This window comes from Mycobacterium sp. D16R24 (genome assembly GCF_002013385.1).
In the GTDB taxonomy this organism is placed as follows: domain Bacteria; phylum Actinomycetota; class Actinomycetes; order Mycobacteriales; family Mycobacteriaceae; genus Mycobacterium.
This window is the reverse complement of record NZ_MAEV01000010.1, coordinates 46,012-68,502: the sequence shown is the minus strand read 5'-3', so window position 1 is coordinate 68,502 and position 22,491 is coordinate 46,012. Positions and strand designations below refer to the sequence as shown.

At 64.6% G+C, this 22,491-nt stretch carries 27 protein-coding genes; 13 read left to right on the top strand and 14 right to left on the bottom strand.

Going from position 1 to position 22,491, the window contains the following annotated elements; all coding sequences use genetic code 11:
- Positions 1–16: 16 nt before the first annotated feature.
- Positions 17–619, top strand: coding sequence for a nitroreductase family protein (locus B4383_RS08065; protein WP_078290066.1), 603 nt, complete (start codon positions 17–19; stop codon positions 617–619).
- 35 nt (positions 620–654) lie between these two features.
- Here the strand turns inward: B4383_RS08065 and B4383_RS08060 are convergent, their stop codons facing one another.
- Together B4383_RS08060 and B4383_RS08055 are read right to left on the bottom strand one after the other, a co-directional pair.
- Positions 655–1,566 (bottom strand): hypothetical protein, encoded by a 912-nt coding sequence (locus tag B4383_RS08060; RefSeq protein ID WP_078290160.1) that lies wholly within the window; start codon positions 1,564–1,566, stop codon positions 655–657.
- Positions 1,567–1,676: 110 nt separating this feature from the next.
- A complete protein-coding gene (locus B4383_RS08055) occupies positions 1,677–2,717 on the bottom strand; it encodes a hypothetical protein (protein ID WP_078290065.1) in 1,041 nt (346 codons plus the stop codon).
- 186 nt (positions 2,718–2,903) lie between these two features.
- Between B4383_RS08055 and leuA the strand changes: the two genes are divergently transcribed.
- The gene (gene leuA / locus B4383_RS08050; protein ID WP_078290064.1) at positions 2,904–4,736 is read left to right on the top strand and encodes a 2-isopropylmalate synthase; all 1,833 of its coding nucleotides are present in this window, start codon (positions 2,904–2,906) and stop codon (positions 4,734–4,736) included.
- Here the strand turns inward: leuA and B4383_RS08045 are convergent.
- Positions 4,733–4,975, bottom strand: coding sequence for a type B 50S ribosomal protein L31 (locus B4383_RS08045; protein WP_078290063.1), 243 nt, complete (start codon positions 4,973–4,975; stop codon positions 4,733–4,735). The two genes, leuA and B4383_RS08045, sit on opposite strands and share 4 nt — an antisense overlap.
- Positions 4,975–6,168 (bottom strand): GTP-binding protein, encoded by a 1,194-nt coding sequence (locus B4383_RS08040; RefSeq protein ID WP_078290062.1) that lies wholly within the window; start codon positions 6,166–6,168, stop codon positions 4,975–4,977. Before B4383_RS08040 ends, B4383_RS08045 begins: the two co-directional genes overlap by 1 nt.
- Before the next feature lie 121 nt (positions 6,169–6,289).
- Here B4383_RS08040 and rpmB point away from each other — a divergent pair, with 121 nt between their 5' ends.
- Genes rpmB through rpsR form a run of 4 tightly spaced genes read left to right on the top strand, consistent with a single transcriptional unit; the run spans position 6,290 to position 7,242 of the window.
- Positions 6,290–6,526, top strand: coding sequence for a 50S ribosomal protein L28 (gene rpmB, locus B4383_RS08035; RefSeq protein ID WP_005083638.1), 237 nt, complete (start codon positions 6,290–6,292; stop codon positions 6,524–6,526).
- Positions 6,526–6,690: a 50S ribosomal protein L33 gene (gene rpmG, locus B4383_RS08030; RefSeq protein ID WP_078290061.1), complete on the top strand. Its 165-nt coding sequence runs from the start codon at positions 6,526–6,528 to the stop codon at positions 6,688–6,690. The genes rpmB and rpmG overlap by 1 nt, the downstream gene beginning before the upstream one ends.
- A gap of 1 nt (position 6,691) precedes the next feature.
- Positions 6,692–6,997 carry a 30S ribosomal protein S14 gene (gene rpsN / locus B4383_RS08025; RefSeq protein WP_078290060.1) on the top strand — a complete coding sequence of 102 codons (306 nt, stop codon included), beginning with the start codon at positions 6,692–6,694 and terminating at the stop codon, positions 6,995–6,997.
- Positions 6,997–7,242, top strand: a complete 246-nt coding sequence (gene rpsR / locus B4383_RS08020) for a 30S ribosomal protein S18 (RefSeq protein ID WP_078290059.1) — start codon at positions 6,997–6,999, stop codon at positions 7,240–7,242. The genes rpsN and rpsR overlap by 1 nt, the downstream gene beginning before the upstream one ends.
- 7 nt (positions 7,243–7,249) lie before the next feature.
- Here rpsR and B4383_RS08015 read toward each other — a convergent pair whose 3' ends face one another.
- From B4383_RS08015 to B4383_RS07995, 5 genes are read right to left on the bottom strand one after another with little or no spacing between them, the layout of a single operon-like run.
- Complete coding sequence (locus B4383_RS08015) at positions 7,250–8,401, bottom strand: serine hydrolase domain-containing protein (RefSeq protein ID WP_078290058.1); 1,152 nt, start codon at positions 8,399–8,401, stop codon at positions 7,250–7,252.
- The gene (locus B4383_RS08010; protein WP_078290057.1) at positions 8,401–9,384 is read right to left on the bottom strand and encodes a DEDDh family exonuclease; all 984 of its coding nucleotides are present in this window, start codon (positions 9,382–9,384) and stop codon (positions 8,401–8,403) included. The genes B4383_RS08015 and B4383_RS08010 overlap by 1 nt, the downstream gene beginning before the upstream one ends.
- 34 nt (positions 9,385–9,418) lie before the next feature.
- Positions 9,419–10,600 carry an acyl-CoA dehydrogenase gene (locus B4383_RS08005; protein WP_078290056.1) on the bottom strand — a complete coding sequence of 394 codons (1,182 nt, stop codon included), beginning with the start codon at positions 10,598–10,600 and terminating at the stop codon, positions 9,419–9,421.
- Positions 10,597–11,664 carry a phosphotransferase family protein gene (locus tag B4383_RS08000; RefSeq protein WP_078290055.1) on the bottom strand — a complete coding sequence of 356 codons (1,068 nt, stop codon included), beginning with the start codon at positions 11,662–11,664 and terminating at the stop codon, positions 10,597–10,599. The genes B4383_RS08005 and B4383_RS08000 overlap by 4 nt, the downstream gene beginning before the upstream one ends.
- 24 nt (positions 11,665–11,688) lie before the next feature.
- Positions 11,689–12,135, bottom strand: a complete 447-nt coding sequence (locus tag B4383_RS07995; protein ID WP_078290159.1) for a MarR family transcriptional regulator — start codon at positions 12,133–12,135, stop codon at positions 11,689–11,691.
- A gap of 286 nt (positions 12,136–12,421) precedes the next feature.
- Here B4383_RS07995 and B4383_RS07990 point away from each other — a divergent pair, with 286 nt between their 5' ends.
- The 3 genes from B4383_RS07990 to B4383_RS07980 all read left to right on the top strand — a co-directional run bounded on the left by B4383_RS07990 (position 12,422) and on the right by B4383_RS07980 (position 15,123).
- Entirely contained in the window at positions 12,422–13,021 is a 600-nt protein-coding gene (locus B4383_RS07990; RefSeq protein ID WP_078290054.1) for a hypothetical protein, read from the top strand.
- Between the two features lie 111 nt (positions 13,022–13,132).
- On the top strand, positions 13,133–14,413 hold the full coding sequence (locus tag B4383_RS07985; protein WP_139360624.1) for a Mur ligase family protein: 1,281 nt from the start codon (positions 13,133–13,135) through the stop codon (positions 14,411–14,413).
- A complete protein-coding gene (locus B4383_RS07980) occupies positions 14,410–15,123 on the top strand; it encodes a type 1 glutamine amidotransferase (protein WP_078290053.1) in 714 nt (237 codons plus the stop codon). The genes B4383_RS07985 and B4383_RS07980 overlap by 4 nt, the downstream gene beginning before the upstream one ends.
- Before the next feature lies 1 nt (position 15,124).
- Here B4383_RS07980 and recR read toward each other — a convergent pair whose 3' ends face one another.
- Both recR and B4383_RS07970 read right to left on the bottom strand, forming a co-directional pair.
- On the bottom strand, positions 15,125–15,733 hold the full coding sequence (recR, locus tag B4383_RS07975; protein WP_078290052.1) for a recombination mediator RecR: 609 nt from the start codon (positions 15,731–15,733) through the stop codon (positions 15,125–15,127).
- Positions 15,726–16,070, bottom strand: a complete 345-nt coding sequence (locus tag B4383_RS07970) for a YbaB/EbfC family nucleoid-associated protein (protein WP_078290051.1) — start codon at positions 16,068–16,070, stop codon at positions 15,726–15,728. Before B4383_RS07970 ends, recR begins: the two co-directional genes overlap by 8 nt.
- A gap of 28 nt (positions 16,071–16,098) precedes the next feature.
- On the opposite strand from B4383_RS07970, the gene B4383_RS07965 reads away from it, so the two are divergent.
- The gene (locus B4383_RS07965; protein WP_286143812.1) at positions 16,099–16,989 is read left to right on the top strand and encodes an Rv3717 family N-acetylmuramoyl-L-alanine amidase; all 891 of its coding nucleotides are present in this window, start codon (positions 16,099–16,101) and stop codon (positions 16,987–16,989) included.
- On the opposite strand, the gene B4383_RS07960 is transcribed toward B4383_RS07965, so the two are convergent.
- From B4383_RS07960 to B4383_RS07950, 3 genes are read right to left on the bottom strand one after another with little or no spacing between them, the layout of a single operon-like run.
- Positions 16,986–17,432 (bottom strand): SRPBCC family protein, encoded by a 447-nt coding sequence (locus B4383_RS07960; RefSeq protein WP_078290050.1) that lies wholly within the window; start codon positions 17,430–17,432, stop codon positions 16,986–16,988. The genes B4383_RS07965 and B4383_RS07960 overlap by 4 nt on opposite strands.
- A gap of 49 nt (positions 17,433–17,481) precedes the next feature.
- The gene (locus B4383_RS07955; protein WP_078290049.1) at positions 17,482–18,294 is read right to left on the bottom strand and encodes an enoyl-CoA hydratase/isomerase family protein; all 813 of its coding nucleotides are present in this window, start codon (positions 18,292–18,294) and stop codon (positions 17,482–17,484) included.
- Positions 18,294–19,496, bottom strand: a complete 1,203-nt coding sequence (locus tag B4383_RS07950) for an acyl-CoA dehydrogenase family protein (protein WP_078290048.1) — start codon at positions 19,494–19,496, stop codon at positions 18,294–18,296. Before B4383_RS07950 ends, B4383_RS07955 begins: the two co-directional genes overlap by 1 nt.
- Before the next feature lie 90 nt (positions 19,497–19,586).
- Between B4383_RS07950 and B4383_RS07945 the strand changes: the two genes are divergently transcribed.
- The 3 genes from B4383_RS07945 to B4383_RS07935 are packed head-to-tail and all read left to right on the top strand — an operon-like array spanning position 19,587 to position 22,490.
- Positions 19,587–20,258, top strand: coding sequence for a TetR/AcrR family transcriptional regulator (locus B4383_RS07945; RefSeq protein WP_176126411.1), 672 nt, complete (start codon positions 19,587–19,589; stop codon positions 20,256–20,258).
- Entirely contained in the window at positions 20,245–21,216 is a 972-nt protein-coding gene (locus tag B4383_RS07940; protein WP_078290046.1) for a phosphotransferase, read from the top strand. Before B4383_RS07945 ends, B4383_RS07940 begins: the two co-directional genes overlap by 14 nt.
- Entirely contained in the window at positions 21,216–22,490 is a 1,275-nt protein-coding gene (locus tag B4383_RS07935) for an enolase C-terminal domain-like protein (protein WP_078290045.1), read from the top strand. The genes B4383_RS07940 and B4383_RS07935 overlap by 1 nt, the downstream gene beginning before the upstream one ends.
- The last annotated feature ends 1 nt before the right edge of the window (position 22,491 follow it).

The following is a 22,491-nucleotide window of genomic DNA, read 5'->3' as shown; positions in this document are numbered from 1 at the left end:
CGATAACCTGGCCCGTATGGGCAACCCGACCGAACGTACCGCCATCACCTCGGTTCCTATCCAGCCGCTGATCGCCTCGCGCTGGAGTCCGCGGCATTTCGATCCCGGCGCAAGCCTGGCTCCCGAGACCCTGACAGCCCTGCTCGAAGCGGGTCGCTGGGCTGCCAGCTGGGGTAAGCGCTTCCCTGTCAGGTACATCGCGGGTCTGCGCGGCGACGCCACCCACGAAGCGCTGAGTGAGCTGCTCAATCGGGGAAACTCTTACGCAAAAGTTGCGGCGGCGCTCGTCCTGGTGAGCACCGACCTGGGTGATGACGACAACACCGCGGTGTATGCGGCAGTCGATGCCGGGCTGGCCATCGCCCAGCTGGGTGTGGAGGCGCGCTCCCATGGTCTGCACACCCATCCGATGGCCGGTTTCCGGGTGGAGGAGACGTCTGCTGTGTTCAACATCCCCGAGAACGTGCGGCCCATCGCCGTCGTCGCGATCGGGGACGTTCTCGATGACTACGCCCAGGCCGACGAATCGACCCTCGAACGCGATCATGCCCCCCGGCAGCGGCCAGCGCTCAGCGATATCGCCTTTACCGAGCGCTGGGGCAACGGCTTGGTCAGCTAGCTCGGGGGTTCCGCCAGTGTGTCCCGGCTCGCGCGTCAGTCGAACGAACCGCGGAAGATCCGTACCGCTTTGTCGATCATCGCCCGGGTTGATGCACAATCAGCGTTCTTCAGCGAGAAGCTGAGCACCTCGACGAAAATGCGCTCCGGGGTGCTGCTCTCCTGCATGGCACCGCCCGGAACCTCACGGGCATAGAGCGGCTTGCCCAGACGCACCATGCTGGTACACATGCTGCCGTCCTGTCCGTGAAAATACTCGATACCGTCGCGGACGTCTTCCCGCAGCCTTGACGGCGCATCGATACCGGTCCTGATAGACAACTCGAATTGAGTATCGCTGTCTTGCAACGAGAATCGGCATGAGAACGGATCACCGAAAAGTGATGGCCTCAGGTCGTCCGCCTTGCCCGGATACTCGCCGAGAATCTCACACGGATCACGTTCAGCAATCTTGATCGGGTACGCGCTCAGCGCATCACGCACGGGCATATCGGCCGGGCTCAGCTTGGCTAATAGCCCAATAACTGGTTGTGCCATTTTACAATTCGGCGCCAGTGCGCTCCGTGATCCGTCGACGACCACGACGCGCAAAGCTGGCACTTTGGCCCCCTTCAACCGCGGAGCATCCGGGAGCTTGTCCAATGCGATCGGAAACTCATACAGGCAGGTGCCCGCGGTGTGAAACACGGGCGCTCCGCCGATCGTGAATTCGGGCTTCTCACCGGAATAGTCGCCCAACATCAGCGACAGGCCAATACTCGACGGGTTCGCCGTACCCGTCACCTTGATGGAGCCGAAGCAACCACCTATGTCTCCTGAAACGTATTCGGGAGCACCAATATCCTTGAGTACCAACAAAAGGCCACACGGATCTACCCGTCGCAGCGCCCGTAGGTAGGCCAGCAGCGTGGTCTGGTTCTGAGTGAAGGTTTGACCATATGTGGGCACAGCATCGGCGAACAGGGTCTGGCCAGTGGGCGCGGGCAGCTTTCCGGTCGCGGTACCGGACACGATATTCGTACATCCCGCGATCGCCAGCATGGTGACGAAAAGCACTGCTACCGAGCGGAGTTCGCGAATAGCCGCACCGCCTTGTCCAGGATCTCCCGCATCTGCCCACAATTCGATCGTCCCTGCCGGGTGAAGCCACTCGCCACGACCGCCGGGGAATACGCCTCGGCATCATCGGTATTCATCGCTCCGCCGCCGACGTCCTTGGGATACAACGGATCTCCCACCAATGCCAGGGCGTGACATCCCGTCGGGGTGCTCGTGTCCTCGTTGTGGAAGTACGTCACGCCGTCACGGTGCGATTCGACGTATTCATCGGGAAAGTCGTCGACACTGCTGGTGAGTTCGACGGAGTAGTCGATATCGGAATCCGCGAGCGTGAAGTCACAGCCGAAGGGATCGCCCAGCAGGTCGACGGACACCTTGCGCGCCCTGCCCGGGTACTCCCCAAGGATCTCGCAGGGATCACGTTCGGCGAGTTTGATCGGATACGCACTGAGCGCGGAACGCGGCGGCAATCCCGAGGGAAGGCCCTTGGCGATCGCTGTCACCAATTGCTTGGCCAGTCGGCAGTCCGGGTCCGAGTACTCGTCCGACCCATAGAGGTACGCGCTGACCGTCAACACGGCCTGCAGCGTGGGACTCGCGGGCGCTCCCGGTAGCCGTTCCAGGCCGAGAGGGACCTCATACTCACACTCTGATCCGGTGTCGTAGACCGGGACAGAACCCACCTGGAACGCCACGGAGGTATCGCGCTTGTCCTGCATGGAGTACTCGTAGGACACCTCGGTGAGGCTGGGATCGCCGGTGACCTTCACGCTGGCATAACAGATCTGAAAGTCGCCGACGACCTGTCCCGGGTCTCCGTACTCCTTCAGGTTGGCCGCGAAACCGCAGGGGTCCACGCGCCGCAGCGCTCGCGCATAAGTAAGCGTCGTCTTCTCCTGAGCAGTGAGCTTCTGGCCGTAGTCCGGCTGATCACCCCGAAAGAATGAGTCGGCCCCGGGCGCCGGTTCGCCTCCCCGCGCCTGCCCGGTAACGATGCGCGTGCAGCCGGTGGCCATCAGCAGAATCGCCAGCGCAGCCATCCCCCTCCGTACCCACATGCTCAGCGATCGTGCCAGATGATCGCGGTTCGCGCGGCTGGTAGAGTCCCGTCTATGCAGCGGGCGCTCCTCCTCCGACGCCGCGACAGGGTCTGATCCAGACCGGCTTCCTGTCGCGGGTTGTTGGCGTGCCGGTCGAGATCCCCCTCAAACTCCCGGAGCCTTCCCATGACTAGCTTTTCCCCAGACGAGTTCAACTACACCCCCCGCAGCATCGTCACTCCGAACGGACCCATTCCGGCCGACCAACCGGCGTGGAACACCCAGAAGAACAGCTCGATGCCGGTACGTCGGTACCGCCCCTTCGCCTCGGAGGTTCCAGGGGGCGAACCGACTGCGCCCTTCAACCGCACCTGGCCGGACAAGGTGATCACCCGCGCACCACAGTGGGCGGCGGTCGACCTGCGTGACGGAAACCAAGCCTTGATCGACCCGATGAGCCCCGCACGTAAGCGCCGGATGTTCGATATGCAGATCCGGATGGGGTTCAAGGAGATCGAGGTCGGGTTCCCCTCGGCGAGCCAGACCGATTTCGATTTCATCCGCGAGCTGATCAGCGAGAACGCCATCCCCGAGGACGTGACCGTCCAGGTGCTGACACAGTGCCGCCCGGAACTGATCGAGCGGACGTTCCTGGCCTGTGAGGGCGCGGCGAAGGTGATCGTGCACTTCTACAACTCGACGTCGATCCTGCAGCGGCGCGTGGTGTTCCGGGGCGAGAAGGACACGATCAAGAAGATCGCCACCGACGGCGCCCGCAAGTGCGTTGAGGAAGCGGCCAAATACCCCGATACACATTGGCGTTTCCAATACTCCCCGGAGTCCTACACCGGCACCGAGCTGCAGTATGCGCTGGAGGTGTGTAACGCCGTCGGCGACATCATCGAGCCAACACCGGAAGACCCGATCATCTTCAACCTGCCGTCGACGGTGGAGATGACAACTCCGAATGTGTATGCCGACTCCATCGAGTGGATGAGCCGCAACCTGGCTCGGCGCGACTCGGTGATCCTGAGCCTGCACCCGCACAATGACCGCGGAACAGCGGTGGCCGCAGCGGAATTGGGGTTTCAGGCGGGTGCCGACCGCATCGAGGGCTGCCTGTTCGGTAACGGTGAGCGCACCGGAAACGTATGCCTGGTCACGCTGGGGCTGAATCTGTTCAGCCGCGGCGTGGATCCCCAGATCGACTTCTCGAACATCGACGAGATTCGGCACACGGTCGAGTACTGCAACCAGCTGAAGGTCCCCGAGCGGCATCCGTACGGCGGCGACCTGGTCTACACCGCCTTCTCCGGCAGCCACCAGGACGCCATCAACAAGGGCCTGGACCAAATGAAACGCGATGCGGACGAGGCGGATTCCGACGTCGACGACATCCTGTGGCAGGTGCCATACCTGCCGATCGACCCCAAGGACGTGGGGCGGAACTACGAGGCCGTGATCCGGGTCAACTCGCAGTCCGGCAAGGGCGGCGTCGCCTACATCATGAAGTCTGATCATGGACTGGTGCTGCCGCGGCGCCTGCAGATCGAATTCGCGCAGTCGATCCAGCGCATCACCGACGGCGAGGGTGGCGAGGTGAACCCCAAGGAGATCTGGGATGTCTTCGCCGAGGAGTACCTGGCACCGATCGTCCCGCTGGAGCGGATCCGCCAGAAGGTGACCGCCTCCGAAGAGGACGGTGGCACGGATTCCATTGCCGCCGTAGTGAAGATCGACGGCAAGGAAACCGAAGTCAACGGCACCGGCAACGGCCCGCTAGCCTCGTTCGTGGATGCGCTGTCCACCGTGGGTTACGCCGTCAATGTCTTGGACTACTCCGAGCACGCCATGAGCGCGGGAGATGACGCCCAGGCAGCCGCGTACGTGGAAGCCATGGTTGTCGGCCCCGATGGCGGTGAGGCACAGACGGTGTGGGGTGTCGGTATCGCGCCGTCGATCACCACCGCCTCCCTCAGGGCAGTGGTGTCGGCGGTCAACCGCGCCGCTCGTACCTAGCGGGTCCCGTAGCGCCTACGGAACTTCTCGACCTGGCCGGCGGTATCGACGATCCGCCGGTCTCCGGTCCAGAACGGATGGGAGTCCGCTGTCACCTCGGCGGTGATCAGCGGATACTCCTGGCCCTCGAACTCCACGGTGCGAGTGCTCGTCGCCGTCGAGCGAGTCAGGAACATCTTTCCGGTGGTGGTGTCCTGGAAGACGACAGGGTGATAGTCGGGGTGTATTCCGGGTTTCATCAGTGGTTCCCTTCTGTGTTGTATTCGCCGTAGGAGAGGAAATTGTCAAGCTCGGACACGTGCTCGCACGGGTCTTCATGCCAATCGCCAAACGGATCGCTGAACTCTTCCCAGCTTGCGGGGCTTGCCATTTCGTCATCGGTGAGCAAGGCGCCGCGCAGGGCGTCCAGCACCTCGGCGCTCTCGGCGCCGCATACCAGCACCGTCATCGCGGTATGCCGGTCCCCAAACCGGTAATCCCACATGAGGTCGGCGAATGCCCTCCGCTCCAGATCGGCCTGCCGTACCTCTGCCGAATCCATTGCCGCTAGCCACTTCCCGGCCGCCGATACCCTGAGCCCACCACCGGCGGACTCCAGCCACATCGCCTGCCGATCCTGAGTTGCCAGCCACAACCGGCCCCGGGTACGGATCACGCCGTCGAGCAGTAGGTCGATCGCCGCATGCAGCCGCTCCGGGTGAAATGGCCTGCGCGCATTGAACTCCACCAGCGCGATCCGGCCGTCAACGGCCAGGGAGGGCTGTCCCGCGAGCAGCGCGCCATGTGGGTCGTCCGCCCGACCACACCGCGCATCGTCCTCCAGATGATCGAGGGCTTGTTCGACTCGGCCGATGCGGGCGGTGATGCGTGCGCGCGGCGCCAAGCGCCGCAGCACCGAAAGTACCTCAGATTCGGGATTGCGTACCACCAGGACGTCGGCGAACTCGGCCTGACCGATCACCACCTGGGCCACCGTCCGGCCGTCGTCGAGCTCGTCGTCCCCGAGGGCCTGCTCCAGCCAGTTCGCGGTATCGACGCATGAGACCACCCCCGCGATTTCCACATCACGCGCCGCCGGTCCATCGACGTATCCCGGTCCCATGCGAACGGGCACCGTCTTGATCGCCCAACAGATCGGATCGGCTTCCAGCCATGGCTCCAGATGCAGGACGATCCGTCCCACGTCTTCCCGGCGATGCAGCGTGCGTAGCAGCACGAGCAGATCGTCACGGACGGTGCAGGAAACACAGCCGTGGGCCAGTTCCAGAACGGTCACTTGGGGGTCCCGGACTCCACCGGATACGACGGACCGCTTGACGATGTGCCCGTCAAACCGGTGCGTGACCACGACAGTTCCCGGGTCGCGCGCCAAGACATCCACGACCGCGTCGGTATCGGTCTGTCCGGATACGAGTAGCACCGGCGTGCGCATGACTTCTCCCTCTTGCGACCTATTGGAAACGATTTTCATTACTACGCGCTTCACGGTACAGTCCGGATCAGCACTTGTCGAAAACGATTCCCATTATCAAATGGGTATGAATGGAGGTCCGTTGTCCGCGCATTGCGAGGTGACCGGACGGTCACCGGGCTTCGGTAACGCGGTATCGCATTCACACCGCCGTACCCGTCGCCGCTGGTCACCCAATATCCAGCTCAAGACGTATTACCTGCCCTCGGAGGACCGGCGCATCAAGCTCCGGGTGAGCACCAAGGGCATCAAGGTGATCGACCGCGACGGCATCGAGGCCGTGGTGGCACGGCTGCGCGCGCAAGGGCGGAAGTTCTGATGGCGCGCAATGAGATCCGGCCCATCGTGAAACTGAAATCCACGGCGGGCACCGGATACACCTACGTGACCCGCAAGAACCGGCGCAACGATCCGGACCGGATGGTCCTGCGCAAGTACGACCCCGTTGTGCGCAAGCACGTGGATTTCCGAGAGGAGCGCTGAGATGGCCAAGAAGTCCAAGATCGCCAAGAACGAGCAGCGTCGCGTCATCGTCGAGCGTTATGCCGAGCGACGCGCGGAGCTCAAGGAGATTATCCGCCAACCCTCGAGCAGCCAGGAGCAGCGTCTCGCCGCCCAGGCCGAGCTGGCCCGCCAGCCACGCGATGCCAGTGCGGTACGGCTGCGTAATCGCGATGCGGTAGACGGGCGGCCCCGCGGCTATCTGCGCAAGTTCGGACTGTCCCGGGTGCGGGTCCGTGCACTCGTGCACGACGGGTCGCTGCCCGGCGTCCGGAAAGCGAGCTGGTGATGGCCACCAAGACACCTCGCAATCGTCGGGTCAAGGTCGCCGATACCAAGCCCAAGCCGAATCTCTTTGCCAAATTGGGTCTTTCATCGGTCGACTACAAGGACACCAACACTCTGCGCCTGTTCATCTCCGAGCGCGGCAAGATCCGCGCCCGCCGGGTGACCGGTTTGACCGTGCAACAGCAGCGCCAGGTCGCCACGGCGATCAAGAACGCGCGCGAGATGGCGCTACTGCCCTACGCCTGACTCCGAGTCAGCGTGGCTGCGGAATCGCGTTCTCCAACAGGAAGACGTGCTCCGGGCTGATCACCTTGGTGATCGCCGTGCCGAACAGCGTGCTGGGCTGCGCGGGCTGTTTGGCCACATCGGTGTTGAGCAGCGCCACCACCGTGGTCTGCTCGGCCGGCGAGTAGATGGCCAGTGTCTGAAAGCCGGGGATGCTGCCGTTGTGACCGATCCACCCTCGCGCGTCGAAAATCCCCAAGCCATAACGGATATCGTCAGGGACTGGGGGCATCGCCACGGCCTGCAGGCGCTGCTCCTGGGTGGCCGGTGTAAGCAGCCTGCCGGTCGCCAGCGCGGGCACCCAGATCCTGAGATCTTCGAGCGTCGAGATCATCGCACCCGCCCATGAGGCCCACGACGGGCTCCAATCGGTGCTATCGATAAGCGGCCCGGTCGGCGTCAGCTGCGTGTAACCCTGCGCGTGCGGATCGGGAAGGGTATTGGTGTCCGGAAAGCTGGTGTGGCTCAAGCCGAGTGGCTCGGTAATGTGCTCGCGCACGAACTCGGGCAACTTCTGTCCGCTAACCTTCTCCACGACTTGCCCCAGCAGTACCGCATTGGTGTTGCTGTATTCATAGCCCTGCCCCGGTGGGAAGTTCGGCGGCTGCGTGAAGGCGTAATCGAGCAGTTGTTGGGTGCTGTAGCGGCGCTTCGGATCGGCCTCCAGGTCACGGTTGAAGGCCAGCGACATCGAATAGTTGAACAGTCCGCTCTGCATCCGGGCGAGCTCACGCAGGGTGATCTTGTCTCCGCCCGGAACCCGGTCCACATACTTGGCAATCGGATCGTCGAGTCCCAGTTTACCCTCGTCGACAAGCTGCAGCACTGCGGTGGCCGTAAAAGTCTTTGTCACACTGCCGATTCGGTGATAGAAGTCGGGGCGCATGGGCGCATGGGTCGCAGTGTTCGCGACACCAAATGCCCGCACATACCGGCCCTTGGGCCCCCACACCCCGACGATGGCGCCGGGCACCGATGCACTCGATAACACCTCGTTGATGGCGGTGTCGAGCCTGGCCGATGTCTCCGCGTCCAGATCTGTGACGGTAATGCGCGAGCGCGTCGCGCACCCGCCGATAAGCAGCGCGAGCGTGAGTACCACGCAGAGGATTCGGCGCATCAGAACAGCGAGTACTGCGCTCCGGCGCGACTGGGAACCGTGAACTGCTCGATGTCGGTACCGCCGGCAACGCGCCGCACTTCGGTCATGAACGTTTCGTCATCCAACAGCGGGACACCGAGCGACCGCGCATGAAATCCCTTACCCTGCTCTGGGTTTAGCTGATTGCAGATCACCACCGAGGTGTCCTCGTCAACCGTATCGGCATAGGCTAGGCCCGCCTGCATGATCTGCTCGACCAGCTCCTCGTGGGTGCGAGTGACCTCTGAACTCAAGGCCACCCGCATACCCTGCACCAGCGGCTGACCCGCGATGAACGGGCCGGGATTGAGCCAGTGACACGGCTGGCGAGATGCCACGGTCTTGAGCGAGCGCAGCTCGTCGTGTGTCACGCGGCCGTTGGGCCAATGCTTACGGGTGGTCTCGCGGATAGGAAGCCAGGTTCCGCGTTCCCGCGCCCGCTCAAGCACCTTCGGCAGCACCTCAGCAAGCACCCGGGCATCGTCATAGGCGTCGTGCGCCTTGAGCTGTTCGACGCCCCAGTGCGCGGCAAGGGTTTCCAGGCGCAGGTTCGGCGTATCCAGGTCCAGACGCCGGGTCAGCTCGACCGTGCACATCACCGCCTCGGTAGGCAGTTCGGCGCCGGCCAGTTCGGCCTCCGCCGCCAGGAACGAATAGTCGAATCCGACGTTATGAGCGACCAATGTCCGGCCCCGCAGCAGCGCGATGAGATCGGGAACGACATCGGCGAACTCGGGCTGTCCCTCCAGCATCTCCGGGGTCAGGCCGTGCACATGCGTCGGGCCCGGATCAACACCCGGGTTGAGCAGACTCACCACACTGTCGGTGATGGTCCCGTCGGCGTCCAAGGCCAACGCCGCGACACTGATGACACGCGCCCTACCTGGCTGAAAGCCGGAAGTCTCCAGGTCAACCACTACCCACTTGGGGCTGTGGTCGGGCGTCTGCCCCCAGATCGGCATGACTCAGGATGGCATGTGGGACCGACAACCCGCCCTAGGCGCGCGGGGTCCGGAGAACCTGCCGGCCGATGGCGTACTTGTGTACCTCGGTAGGCCCGTCATACAGACGGAAGGCACGCATATCGCGGAAGATCATCTCCACCGGCGTCTCGTCACTAATGCCGATACCGCCGAGCACCTGGACGCACCGGTCGGTGACCTTGAACAGCTCCTCGGACACGAATGACTTGGCCATCGAGCTCTCGTGCCGTCCCTTGGCACCGTTATCCATCATCCAGCAGGCATGCCAGATGGTGAGGCGGCATTGATGCAGCGCGATCTCATTGTCGGCAAGCATGAAGGAAACCCCCTGGTGCTCGCCGATGGTCTTGCCGAACGAGGTCCGGGTGCGCGCGTAGTCGACGGCGATGTCCTGAGCGCGAGAGGCCGCCCCGAGCCACCGCATACAGTGCGTCAACCGCGCTGGCGCCAGCCTCAGCTGTGCGTATCGGAAGGCCTGGCCGGTCTCGCCGAGTAGCGCCTCACGCGGCAGAGTCAGATTGTCGAACCGCACCACCGCATGCCCCTCGGCGTAGTTGCGGTCCATGGTGTTCATGATGCGTTCGATCACAATGCCTTCGGTATCGCCGTCACAGAGGAACAGCGTGGGACCCTCGGGCAGGTGGTCGTTGGCCTCCAGGTTGGCCATGATGATCCACGTCTTGGCGCCGCGTGCGCCGGTGATGAGCCACTTGCGTCCGTTGATGACGAAGTTCTGGCCATCGAAGGTGGCCGAGGTCTTGAGCTGCGACGGGTCCGATCCGGCGCCGTCGGGTTCGGTCATCGCGAAGGCCGAGCGCTGGTGCCCCTCGATCACGGGGCGCAAAAACCTCTCGGACTGCTCTTCGTTGGTGATCTTGCCGAGCAGGAACATGTTGCCTTCGTCGGGCGCAGCGCAGTTCATGGCGATGGGGCCCAGGGTGGACCAGCCCGCTGCCTCGAAGATCACTGCCTGACCGATATGCGAAAGACCCCAACCTCCATAGGATTCCGGCGCCTGCACGGTCAGCAGCCCGGCGTCGCGGGCCTTGCCGACGAGCTCGTTCCGCAGCTCGTCGGTGGGTCCGTGCGCGGTCAGACGAGGATCGCGCTCGTAGGGAATCACGGTCTCGGTGACGAACTCACGCACCCGCAGCGCCTTCGCGGCCAGCTCTTCTGGAATGCTGAAGTCGATCATATCTCTCCCTCGGTGAATTGTGTTGCCGCCCAGTCAAGGACGGACATGGCGATGTTCTCAAAATCTGCGTATCCGGCCCCGATGAGATCGCCGGACTGCCACTTGCGGTACAGCTGCATCCAGGCGACGGCGAGGCGAAGCCGCGCGCAGGCCACATGCCAGTGCAGCGGGCGCGGCTGCGTTCCGGCCGCGGCGAAATAGGCATCGATAACGTCCCGGCGACTTCCGAATCCGGGTGTTGTGGTGGGCATCTGATGGACAGCACGCACGGCGGCCGCGTCGCCCTGCTCCATCCAGTACGAGACCAGAATCGCCAGATCGAACAGTGGGCAGCCACGGGTGGTCATATCCCAATCGATGACAGCGTTGGGGGACAACGTTTCCCGGTCGACGAGCATATTGTCGAGCTTAAGGTCCATGTGCAGCAGCGAAACTCCCGCGGGCTCGGGAATCTGCCGCTCCAGCTGCGCGGTCAGCTTCGTGACGACCCCGGGCAGGCCCTCGGGCCAGACGGCATGGGCCCGTCGAGTCCAGCCGATCAGCTGACGTTCCAGCAGGCCCTCAGGCTTGCCGAGTTCGCCCAATCCGACGGACTCGGGTTGTACCCGGTGCAGGGAGGTCATGGCTTCGATCAGGGTGGCGGTGATGCGTTCCGGGGCATCTCCGGGTAGACCCAGCGGCAGCTCACCGCCGATCGCCAGTCCTTCCCGATACTCCAAAAACTGGAAGGGAGCGCCCAGGACATCCAGGTCGTCGCAGTACAACAGGCCGCGCGGAGCGAGTGTGAAGCCGTCATTCAGCCGCGAGAGCACTCGCCATTCGCGGGCCATGTCGTTGGCGCCTTCGGCGATCGGACCCGCCGGCGGGCGGCGAAACACGGCCCGTTGGCCGTCGAGTGTCACCAGATAGTTGAGATTGGCCTTACCGCCGGCGAATTGTCGCGCCGTCGCGGTATCGAGAGTGTGTCCCTGCCGCGTCGCCCACGCCGACAACGCGACCCAATCCTGTGGCGTCGTCTCTGCTGTGGCGCGGAACACACGAGTTACCCTAGCCGCGTACCCCAACCGGCTGGTTGGTTGGGTGGATGGTCACTCGTTTTCGCCGATAGCGTCGATCAGCCGCCCCAGTATCCGCCGGAGTTCACGCTGATCATCGGCACTTAGTCGGCCGAACATCTCGCCTTCCACGGCCCAGATTGCCGACTCCACGCGTTGGAGTAACGCCTTGCCCTTGGCAGTAACCCGGGCCGGTAGCGCTCGCCCCGAGGCCGGCACCGTCGGCCGGGACACCAGCGAGACGTTCTGCAATCCGTTGAGAACCTGATTCATCGCCTGCGCCGAGACACTGTGTTCGCGTGCCAGCTCGGCACTGGTACGGCCGGGGCTTTCGTTGAGCATCCGCAGACACATGAACTCCGGCATCCCGAGCCCGAGCGGCCGCAGCGCAGCAAGGACCTGCGGACGCATCACAGCACCGGCCCGGAACATCAGGTACCCCAGTGGCTCGGCCTCATCGGATTCAGTCATCGCAAGCATCCTGGCATGAACCTTCCAGGACGCACCCAGACTCGCGCCCATTGACGCGGCGCACGCGAGCAGTGGGCTCGGTCGGCACGCCCCGTTTGTCGGCTGCGTGCGAGGGCCCGGCAGCGGACAAGCAGGCGAACCGTTGCCGTGCAATGGATTACCACCCCAGGCGAAATTCTCAGCGTACTCATATCAAGAACATTGACATATCTCATGAGGCATCCGTATCAAGGAAGTTGATACGGATGCAGTCGGCGACAGGTCAGCTGCCTGATCATGAGAAAAGGAGAGTTAGATGTCTGATCCATTTGCAGGCTTCGAAGGTCCCGGCTCCGGCTTTGGCGGGCCCGGGTTCGGCGCACCCGGGTTCGGCGCACCCGGATTTGGCGGCCCAGGGTTCGGTGGACCAGGGTTCGGTGGACCCGGATTTAGCGGACCCGGCGGATTCGGTCTACGAATCAAGCGCGCGGTCACCGCCTCACTGCTGCTTGACGGGCCGGCCAGTGCCACAGAGATCGTGCAGCGGGTCTCGGATGCGACCGAGGGTGAGATCACCCTTCCCGAGCCCGTGGTGGAGCGAGTCCTCGAACGGCTCGCTCATCGCGGCGTCGTAAAGACCGAGGACGGCGTAGCCACCCTGACCGAGTTCGGCCGGAAGCTCCTCGCGAAGCGGGGCATCACCAGCCAGACCGCGCAGGCACTGCGAGCCAAGCTCTTCCCGAAACTCGTCAACGTTCTCAAGCTCCGCTCGGGCCTGACCGAGATCGCCGGGCTGGCGCGCGTAATCGCCGTGACCGGCACCGACGAGCAGAAGGAGAAGCTGGCCGAGGCCAGCGCCACCCTCTTGACCACCGTCAACGAGGTCAAGCGATCGCTACAGAGCGCCGTCGCCTAGGAGCCGTTCAGCACTGCCCGTGTGGCCATCCGCTCCGGCCGCACGGGCAGTGAGCGCTTCCTCAACGACGGTGACATCGTCGCCTCGCGTGGCCTCCAATAAACTCCCCGAGTGACCCAAGACCACCTGTCGGTGCGCGGCCGGATTGCACTGGCCGCAGGACGCTCAGCGCGCTGGGCCTCCCGGATCAGTGGTCGCGGCGCGGGGTCCATGATCGGCGGGCTCGTCGCGCTCACGTTGGACAGCTCAGTGCTGGCGCAGTTGGGCCGCGGACGTCGCACGGTCCTCATCACCGGCACCAACGGCAAGTCCACCACCACCCGGATGGCCACCGCCGCGCTCGCGACCGTGGGACCGGTGGCCACCAACACCGAAGGCTCCAACATGGATGCCGGGCTGGTTGCCGCGCTGGCCGGGACCCGCGAGGCCGAGGTCGCGGTACTCGAGGTCGACGAGATGCACGTGCCGCATGTCGCGGACGCCGTCAACCCGGCGGCCATCGTGCTGCTCAACCTCAGCCGTGATCAGCTGGACCGCGTCGGCGAGATCAACAACATCGAGCGCACCCTGCGCAAGGGGTTGTCCCGGCATCGCGATGCGGTCATCGTCGCGAACTGCGATGACGTCCTCATGACATCGGCCGCATACGACAACCCCCATGTCATCTGGGTGGCGGCAGGCGGCGGATGGGCCGGAGACTCGGTGAGCTGTCCGCGCAGCGGAGAGCTCATTGTCCGCGACGGAAACCATTGGTACAGCACCGGAACCGACTTCTCCCGGCCCGATCCGGACTGGTGGTTCGACGACGATCGCATCTACGGGCCCAGCGGAATCAGCCTGCCGATGTCTCTGACACTGCCCGGTACCGCCAACCGCGGAAACGCCACGCTCGCGGTCGCTGTGGCGATCGAGCTCGGCGCCCGCCCCGGCCCGGCCGTCGACGCGGTGTCGGCCGTCGATCAGGTGGCGGGCCGCTACCGGAGCATCGACCTCGGCGACCACACGGTGCGGCTGCTGCTCGCCAAGAATCCGGCCGGCTGGCAAGAGGCACTGTCGATGGTGGATACCGACGCCGACGGGCTCGTCATCGCGGTCAACGGACAGGTGCCCGACGGTGAGGACCTGTCCTGGCTGTGGGATGTCAACTTCGAACATTTCGCATGCGATAACCGCGCTGACGACGACAAGACCACCGTTCCGCCCGTCGTCGCATCCGGAGAGCGCGGCACCGATCTGGCGGTCCGCCTGACGTACGCCAGCGTCACACACGCCCTGCACCACGACCCGGTGCAGGCCATCAAGGCCTGTCCGCCCGGCAAGGTCGACGTGATCGCCAACTACACAGCGTTCCTCAACCTCAATCGTGCGCTGGCCAAAGGTGGTGCGGCATGAGCGAATCCACCGTACGAGTCGGCCTAGTACTTCCCGACGTCATGGGCACCTACGGCGATTCGGGCAACGCTGTGGTGCTCCGGCAACGGCTACGGATGCGCGGCATCGACGCCGAGATCGTGGAGATCACCCTGGCCGACCCCGTCCCCGACTCGCTGGACGTGTACACGCTGGGCGGGGCAGAGGATTACGCCCAGCGGCTTGCCACCCGCCATCTCATCGCGCATCCGGGATTGCAGCGCGCCGCCGAACGCGGTGCACCGGTGCTGGCGATCTGCGCGGCCATCCAGGTGCTCGGGCATTGGTACGAAACGTCATCCGGTGAGCGAGTCGAAGGCGTCGGTCTTCTCGATGTCACCACCAGCCCGCAAGACAAGCGCACCATCGGCGAATTAGCCGGCGTGCCCATCATGGATGAGCTCGAAGACACGCTCACCGGGTTCGAGAATCACCGCGGCGGAACGGTTTTAGGACCCGCTGCGGCCCCGTTGTCCAGGGTTGCCCGCGGCGCCGGGAACCGTGCCGGTGACGGCACCGACGGCGTGGTGCAGGGCAGCGTGATCGCCACCTACATGCACGGTCCGTGCCTGGCACGCAATCCCGAGTTGGCAGACCTGTTACTCGCTCGTGCCATGGGTGTGCCGCAGCTGACCGCGCTGGATCTGGACGAGGTCGCGCGGCTGCGTAAGGAACGTTTGTCCGCCAAATGATCTAGAGGGGGCGGCGTCCGGAGAGGGCGCGCCCCAGAGTCAGCTCGTCGGCGAATTCCAGGTCCCCGCCCATCGGCAGACCGGACGCCAACCGGGTGACGCTCAGCCCGGGGAAATCGCGCAGCATCCGCACCAGATAGGTGGCCGTCGCCTCACCTTCGGTGTTCGGATCGGTGGCGATGATGACCTCCGAAATGGAGACCCCATCTTCTTCGGTTCCTATGCGCGTCAACAGTTCCCGGATGCGCAGCTGATCGGGGCCGACACCCGAGAGCGGGTCCAGCGCGCCACCGAGCACGTGATAACGACCGCGGAATTCTCGGGTGCGCTCGACCGCCTGCACATCCTTGGGCTCCTCGACCACACAAACCAGCGCGAGATCGCGCCGTGGATCCGAGCAGATACGGCAGCGTTCCTTATCGGAGACGTTCCCGCAGACCTCACAGAACTGAACGCCATCGCGCACCCGCGTCAGGGCTGCGGTCAGTCGATCGATATCCGGCGCCTCGATACCCAACAGATGGAAGGCGATGCGCTGCGCGCTCTTGGGTCCTACGCCGGGCAGCTTGCCCAACTCGTCAATGAGGTCCTGGACCGGCCCCTCAAACACCGGGCAATCCCAGCCCTCCACCAAGATCGCCGAGACCACCAGCAAGCGGGCCCAACCGCTGACTCGCGAGTTCCTGCGTCTTCGCGGTCAGATCGGCGAGCGCGCCGATGACCAGGTCCTGCAGCGTCTCGATATCTTCGGGATCGACGATCTTCGGGTCAATCTGCACGCTGGTCACTTCGCCAGTGCCCTTGCCGGTGATCCGCACCAGGCCGCCACCGGACTCCCCGGTGACCTCGGCCGCCGCGATCTGCGCCTGGGCAGCCATCAGCTGCTGCTGCATCTGCTGTGCCTGCGCGAGCAGGGCGGACATATCCGGGGCGCCTCCGGGTTGCATGTGTCTCCTTAAACGGGCGGGTATCAAGTTGGTCACGCTCGCCGGGCCTCGGCGGGTCGTCAACAAGGGTAGCCGCCGTCCGGGCTACCGTGGCCAGGTGCGAGTGAGTTTTTGGCGTGCCGCGGGCCTGACTGGCGTGACGCTGCTAACGGCGGCATCGATCACGGTACTGCCCATCGTCACCTCATCGGCCCCCACCACCTTCACCGCCGGCGCGGCTCCCGGCATCGCCGGCCGCATCGTTGTGCTGGATCCCGGCCATAACGGAGCCAACGACGGCTCGATCAACAACCAGGTACCCGACGGGCGCGGCGGCACCAAGAGCTGCCAGACCAGCGGAACCGTCACCGACGGCGGATACCCCGAGCACACCTTCGCGTGGAACACCGTGCTGCTCATCCGTCAGCAGCTGACCCAGCTCGGCGTGCGCACGGCGATGACCCGTGGTGACGACGACAAGCTCGGACCGTGTATCGACAAGCGCGCGGAAATCGAGAACAGCTTCAATCCGGACGCGGTGGTGAGCATCCACGCCGACGGCGGCCCGGCCGGCGGCCACGGCTTCCATGTCAACTTCTCGAACCCACCGGTGAACGCCGTGCAGGGCGAGCCGACGGTGCGCTTCGCCAAGACCATGCGCGACAGCCTGCAAGCGGCGGGCCTGACACCGGCGACCTACATCGGCACCGGCGGGCTCTACGGCCGCTCCGACCTGGCGGGCCTCAACCTGGCCCAGCACCCGAAGGTGCTCGTCGAGCTCGGAAACATGAAGAACGCCCAGGACTCCGCGATGATGACCAGCCCCGAGGGCCGCGCCAAGTACGCGCAGGCCGTCGTTCAGGGCATCGTCGCCTACCTCAGCGGTACCGCACCGGCGCCGGGGGTAGACCCGGCGGCGGCGCCTGCACCCGGCGGTTAGGTCGCCGAACCTTCGACCGTCTTCTTCAGGTTGTCCAGCACCTCGGCCTGAATTTTCTTGAGCCCCAGCGGCGCAAAGGTCTTCTCGAAGAATCCCTTGATGCCGGCGCCACCCGTCCACGCGGTCTTGGTGGTGACGGTGGAGCCGGTTCCGGCAGGTGCGACGGTCCAGCTGGTCACCAACGTGGAGTTGGCGTCCTTCTCGATGACGGTGTGCCCGGCAATGCTGACGCTGGACTTGATGTCCCGCACGCGCGACTCGGTGGCCTGCAGCTTCCAGGCCACAACGGTGCCCTCGCCCTGACCACCCTCGAGCACCTGGTAGTCGCGGTAGTGGCCGGACAGGATCTTCGGGCGCACATTCTGGTAGTCGGCAACCGCGGCGAGCACTGCCTCGGGTGCCGCGTCGATCAACACCGAGCTGGACGCACTGACCTGACCCATGAGTTCTCCCTCGCTACGACTTGGTTCTACTACTGGTTGTAGTCGCAGTCTAAGGGTCACCCACGAGGTCGCCGAGGCCACGTTCACCGTCCACCGTCTGGCCGCCCCGTTGCAGAAAGAGAGCGATTCTTTGAGTGCTGTGCACGTCGGCGAACGCGTCAACGATGGCTGCCCGCTCCGCGGCCAACCCTGGCTCCAGGTCGGTGACCAGCGCATCTACCGTGCTCTTGGCACCGGCGATCAGTGCGAGCGGATTGACGGCGATACGCCGGGCGAGCCGATTCACAAACCGCCACCCCTCGTCGGGGTCCAGGGCACGATTCACCCAGCCGTATCGCTCCGCCAGGTCAGCATCGAAATCCTCGTGACCCAAAATCACCTCAAGTGCGCGCGCCCGACCCATGCTCTCGACCAGGTGCTGCGGGCCCGAACCCGCCGGCACGATGCCAAGACCCGTCTCCACCTGATTGAAGACGGCCTTGCCGCGAACCGCGAAGCGCATGTCCAGATTGAGGAGGAACTCACTTCCCCCACCCGCGACCCGACCCTCCACGAGGGCGATAGTGGCCTGGCGCAGTGCGCGGAACCTGCCAACCAGTCGTTGGAAGGATTCGACCGACTCCGCCGTTCGCGCCGAATCCGTTTGCAGGATTTCGACATTCAGATGGGCGATGAAGAAGTCGGGATTGGCGCTGCCGAACAGCACCACCGTCACGTCGTCACGATCGGCCAGCCATCGGGCCAGGCGCGACAGACTCGACATGAGTGGCCCGTCGAGCAGATTGAGTGGGCCGTTGTCGATGGTGACGGTCAGGATTCGGTCCGCGAGCACGCAGTGCAGACCGGTGAGCTCGGGGGGCATCAGAACGCGACAGATCCCGGGGGCAGCCCGAGTTCCACCCGTCCGAACAGCTCGTAGGCAGAATCGGTGTCGTAGACAACATGGGTGGACAGCGTGTTCACATCGCGTAGGTGACGCTGCAACGGCGAGTCTTCGTATTGCGCGGAGGCGCCGCACGCCTCGACAGCCTCAGCGATGGCCTGCTTGCAGACCTCGACAACGTAGGCACAGTTGCGGCGCACCGCCACCCGATCCTCCGTCGTCAACCCCTCGCCCGAACGCAGCTTGCCCTCCACATCGCGCACCGTCTGCAGCAGCAGAGTGTGCGCCGACTCCGCCTGCGCGGCAACATGTCCCATGCGGCGGTGTGCGGTGGCGAGTTTGGACTGCTCCTGCATCGAGTAGCGCATCACCCGGGTCTTGATCTTCTCGGTAAACAGCTCCACCGTGCCCAGTGCCATGCCCACCGCGGGTGCGGCCGCGACGTTGGAGAGCGCACAGAACAGCGGTATGCGGTAGATCGCGGCGCCATGCAGGTCGGCCGACGGTGACTGCCCGCGCGCCAGCGGGCCGAACTCCTGCACCCGATGCTCGGGAACGAACACGTCGTTGACGGCGATATCCATGCTTCCGGTGCCCCGCAGGCCGGAGGTGAACCAGGTGTCGATGACCTCGAGATCATCTCGGGGAATCATGAAGGTGCGCAGATCCGGATACTTCGGCGGCTCTGCGCCTTCTCTAGGTTGCACCACCGCAGCGACCGAAGCCCACGATGAGTGCCAGACACCACTGCCGAATTGCCAACGCCCACTTATCTTGTAGCCACCGTCGACGGGTACCGCGACGCCCGACGGCGACCAGCTGCCCGGAAACAGCAAGGGCGAGCCAGGGGACACCGACCCGAACATCTCGTCCTGCAGCTTCTCGGGGAACAATCCGGCGAGCCAGTTGTGAATTCCGTAGATACAGAATGTCCAGGCCGTCGATCCACAGACCTTGCCCACCTCGATGACGGCGCTCACCAACGTTTCCAGGCTGGCCTCGTCGCCTCCATACCGCCGCGGCGCCATCAGGCTGAACAGACCCGATTGGGACAGTTCGGCAATGGTCTCGTCGGGCATCCGGCGCAAGCGCTCCGCCTCCAGCGCCCGTGCGGCGATATTGGGTGCCAGCTCACGTGCCCGTGCAACGGCATCGGTCAGCACTGCTGTCGAACTCGTCATCAAAACCTCGCAACCTGCGTAATCATTACGGGATGACACGCGATCGGACTGAACCTGAATCTCGATTCAGGTTTAATGTAACCTGGGCAGGTGGTGATGTCTAGCGATTCAGCGATCCCGCCCGTCCCCGTCGAACAGCCCTCGACGCAACGTGGCCGCAGCACGCGCCGTGCCCTGATGGATGCGGCGCGTGAGGTCATCTCCAGAGTCGGGTATGCCGAGACCCGCGTCATCGACATCACCACCGAGGCCGGGAAATCCGTCGGGGTCTTCTACAACTACTTCACCGACAAGGCTGAGCTCCTACGCACCATGGTCGACGAATTCCGGGACGAGGCGTACACCCGCGGCGACACCGTCGAGACGGGTGATCGCGCACCGTACGAGGTGATCCAGGACATCGTCACCGTGTACTGGACCACCTACCGCGACCATGCGCCGGTTCTCTCCGGGGTGTTCCAGGCGGCGCAGATCGATCCGACATTCGTCGAGTACTGGCGAGACCTGCGCGCCCCGGCACGCACGATGATCGCCAACAACATTCGGCGGCTACAGAAACACGAGTACTGCCCGGGGATGGATCCCGATATCACCGCGTCGGCGATCGGGGCGATGATGGACTACTTCTGTTACGTCTGGCTGGTCGAGGGTGGCGAGACCGGGCGCAGCTCGGTCACCGATGAGGAGGCCATCGACACGCTGGCCCGCATCTGGTTCAACGCGCTGTGGTGGAAATCCGAAGGCGCGCATGGCGCCACCTGACTGGGTGGTCGAACTGCTCTCCCGCGCTGAACTCGTGCCATTGGATGCGCAACCGTTGACCGGCGGGGTGTCGTCCGACGTGTGGCGGATACGGCTGAGTTCGGGCGAATCGGTGGTGGCCAAGCGCGCCGTTGAACGGCTCCGCGTGCAGGCTCACTGGGTGGCACCCCTGGAACGCAATACCTTTGAGGCCCGCTATCTCGTCCGGGCATCGACGATCGTTCCGTCTTTCACGCCTCGGGTTGTCACGTCCGCCGAAGATCTGCACGCGTTCGCCATGACCGACCTCGGGCCAATCCCGTCCTGGCGGGAAGATCTGGCAGGCGGGCGCATCGACCCGGAGATCGGCGCGGTGCTCGGTGCACGCCTCGCCGCCGTTCACGCCCAGACGGCCGGTGATGACATGGCAGCAAGCGAATTCGCAGCCGACGACCTCTTCGAGGCGTTACGGATAGAACCGTACCTGCGCTACACGGCAGAGCGCCTCCCGGAACACGCGGCGATCCTGACGCGACTGGCCGACGATCTCGCGGGCACGCACCTCGCGCTGGTTCATGGGGATGTGAGCCCGAAGAACGTCATCGTCACCGCAGACGGACCGGTGCTGACCGACGCCGAATGCGCCTGGTACGGCGACCCCGCGTTCGATCTGGCGTTCTGCCTCAATCACCTACTGCTCAAGCGAATATGGAAACCGCAGTACCGCGAGCTGCTGCGCGAGACGAGCGCGCGACTGTTCGCCACGTACCTACAGGGGGTCTCCTGGGAGCCGCCGGAGGCGGTGTCCGCCCGTACCGCACGCCTCTTGCCCGCTTTGGCCCTCGCCCGCATCGACGGGCGTTCCCCCGTGGACTATATATCTGCCGCCCAACAGGATTCACTGCGCGACCGCGCGGGGCAGGCCCTACATGAATCGGCCACCGACCCGCTGTCCATCGCACAACAGTTAGAGGGATGATGACCGGAACACAGATCAGTGGTGTGCACGCTCGGCGGGTATGGGATTCACGGGGCCGGCCGACCATCGAAGCGGAACTACACTTGAGCGACGGCAGCATTGGACGAGCGATCGCACCCGCCGGAGCATCCCGAGGCAGCGGTGAGGCCACCGATTTACGGGACGGCGGCAGACCTTTCGCCGGATACGACGTGAATTCGGCGGTCGCAGCAGCACGCGGCCTCGCGGAATATCTCGTCGGCGTCGATGCCACCGATCAAAAGGCCGTCGATACGGCGCTCGCGGCGGCGGACCCGTCAGATGCGTTCTCCGTCATCGGCGGGAACACTGCGGTGGCCATGTCGATGGCGGCCGCACACGCCGCAGCCGCAACGCATGGAATCCCGTTGTGGCGGTATCTGATCGGTGACCGAACGGCCACAATGCCGCTGCCGGAGATTCAGGTGATCGGCGGGGGCGCCCACGCCGCGCGCCGCACCGATGTGCAGGATTTCATGGTGGTGCCGGCGGCCGCCGACAGCATCGCACAGGGACTTAACTGGGTGGCGGAGATCCATCGCGCTTGCGGGGCATTGCTTTCCGAGAAAGGCCGACTCGCCGGAGTGGCCGATGAAGGCGGCTGGTGGCCGGTGGTGGAGTCCAACGAGGACGCGCTGGAGCTGCTGGTCGCCTCCATCGAGCGGGCCGGTCTGCAGCCGGGCGCCCAGGTCACGATCGCGTTGGACATCGCGTCGAGCGAGTTCGGTAGTGGTGGCCGCTACCGTCTCGGCCTCGACGGCACCGAACTCGACTCCGACGCCTGGTCGGAGGTTCTGATCGGCTGGATCGATAAATATCCGATCGCCTCCATCGAGGATCCCCTGGCCGAGGACGATCCGGCTGCCCTGGCGGAGTTCACCCAAGCAGTGGGACACCGTGTCCTGGTCGTCGGTGACGATTTCACGGTGACCAATGCCGGGCGCGTGCTCCGAGCAACCGAGGCCGGAGCATGTAACGGCTTGCTGGTAAAGCCAAATCAAGCGGGAACACTCAGTGCTGCCAAGTCTGCGCACGACACCGCTCACGACTGCGGATGGGACACCATCGTCTCCGCGAGATCGGGTGAGAGCGAGGATGTCACCATCGCGCACCTGGCGGTCGGCTGGGGCGCCGAGCAACTCAAGGTTGGCTCCATCACCAGATCCGAACGCACCGCGAAGTGGAACGAGTTGCTCCGCATCGACGAACAGCTTGGCGGAGCACCGATTCGGTTAGGACGATTGACCCTCGGTTAGG

What these genes read in the sequence shown, in the direction of transcription:
- B4383_RS07990 (WP_078290054.1), top strand. Translation starts at nt 12,422, where the DNA reads ATGTCTGATCCATTTGCAGGCTTCGAAGGTCCCGGCTCCGGCTTTGGC.
- B4383_RS08015 (WP_078290058.1), bottom strand. Translation starts at nt 8,401, where the DNA reads ATGCGCCGAATCCTCTGCGTGGTACTCACGCTCGCGCTGCTTATCGGC.
- B4383_RS07995 (WP_078290159.1), bottom strand. Translation starts at nt 12,135, where the DNA reads ATGCTTGCGATGACTGAATCCGATGAGGCCGAGCCACTGGGGTACCTG.
- B4383_RS08040 (WP_078290062.1), bottom strand. Translation starts at nt 6,168, where the DNA reads ATGCGCACGCCGGTGCTACTCGTATCCGGACAGACCGATACCGACGCG.
- B4383_RS07970 (WP_078290051.1), bottom strand. Translation starts at nt 16,070, where the DNA reads ATGCAACCCGGAGGCGCCCCGGATATGTCCGCCCTGCTCGCGCAGGCA.
- B4383_RS08055 (WP_078290065.1), bottom strand. Translation starts at nt 2,717, where the DNA reads ATGGCTGCGCTGGCGATTCTGCTGATGGCCACCGGCTGCACGCGCATC.
- B4383_RS07935 (WP_078290045.1), top strand. Translation starts at nt 21,216, where the DNA reads ATGACCGGAACACAGATCAGTGGTGTGCACGCTCGGCGGGTATGGGAT.
- B4383_RS07960 (WP_078290050.1), bottom strand. Translation starts at nt 17,432, where the DNA reads ATGGGTCAGGTCAGTGCGTCCAGCTCGGTGTTGATCGACGCGGCACCC.
- rpmG (WP_078290061.1), top strand. Translation starts at nt 6,526, where the DNA reads ATGGCGCGCAATGAGATCCGGCCCATCGTGAAACTGAAATCCACGGCG.
- B4383_RS07940 (WP_078290046.1), top strand. Translation starts at nt 20,245, where the DNA reads ATGGCGCCACCTGACTGGGTGGTCGAACTGCTCTCCCGCGCTGAACTC.
- B4383_RS07955 (WP_078290049.1), bottom strand. Translation starts at nt 18,294, where the DNA reads ATGCCCCCCGAGCTCACCGGTCTGCACTGCGTGCTCGCGGACCGAATC.
- rpsN (WP_078290060.1), top strand. Translation starts at nt 6,692, where the DNA reads ATGGCCAAGAAGTCCAAGATCGCCAAGAACGAGCAGCGTCGCGTCATC.
- B4383_RS08065 (WP_078290066.1), top strand. Translation starts at nt 17, where the DNA reads ATGGGCAACCCGACCGAACGTACCGCCATCACCTCGGTTCCTATCCAG.
- B4383_RS07980 (WP_078290053.1), top strand. Translation starts at nt 14,410, where the DNA reads ATGAGCGAATCCACCGTACGAGTCGGCCTAGTACTTCCCGACGTCATG.
- leuA (WP_078290064.1), top strand. Translation starts at nt 2,904, where the DNA reads ATGACTAGCTTTTCCCCAGACGAGTTCAACTACACCCCCCGCAGCATC.
- B4383_RS08005 (WP_078290056.1), bottom strand. Translation starts at nt 10,600, where the DNA reads ATGATCGACTTCAGCATTCCAGAAGAGCTGGCCGCGAAGGCGCTGCGG.
- rpsR (WP_078290059.1), top strand. Translation starts at nt 6,997, where the DNA reads ATGGCCACCAAGACACCTCGCAATCGTCGGGTCAAGGTCGCCGATACC.
- B4383_RS08010 (WP_078290057.1), bottom strand. Translation starts at nt 9,384, where the DNA reads ATGCCGATCTGGGGGCAGACGCCCGACCACAGCCCCAAGTGGGTAGTG.
- B4383_RS08045 (WP_078290063.1), bottom strand. Translation starts at nt 4,975, where the DNA reads ATGAAACCCGGAATACACCCCGACTATCACCCTGTCGTCTTCCAGGAC.
- B4383_RS07950 (WP_078290048.1), bottom strand. Translation starts at nt 19,496, where the DNA reads ATGACGAGTTCGACAGCAGTGCTGACCGATGCCGTTGCACGGGCACGT.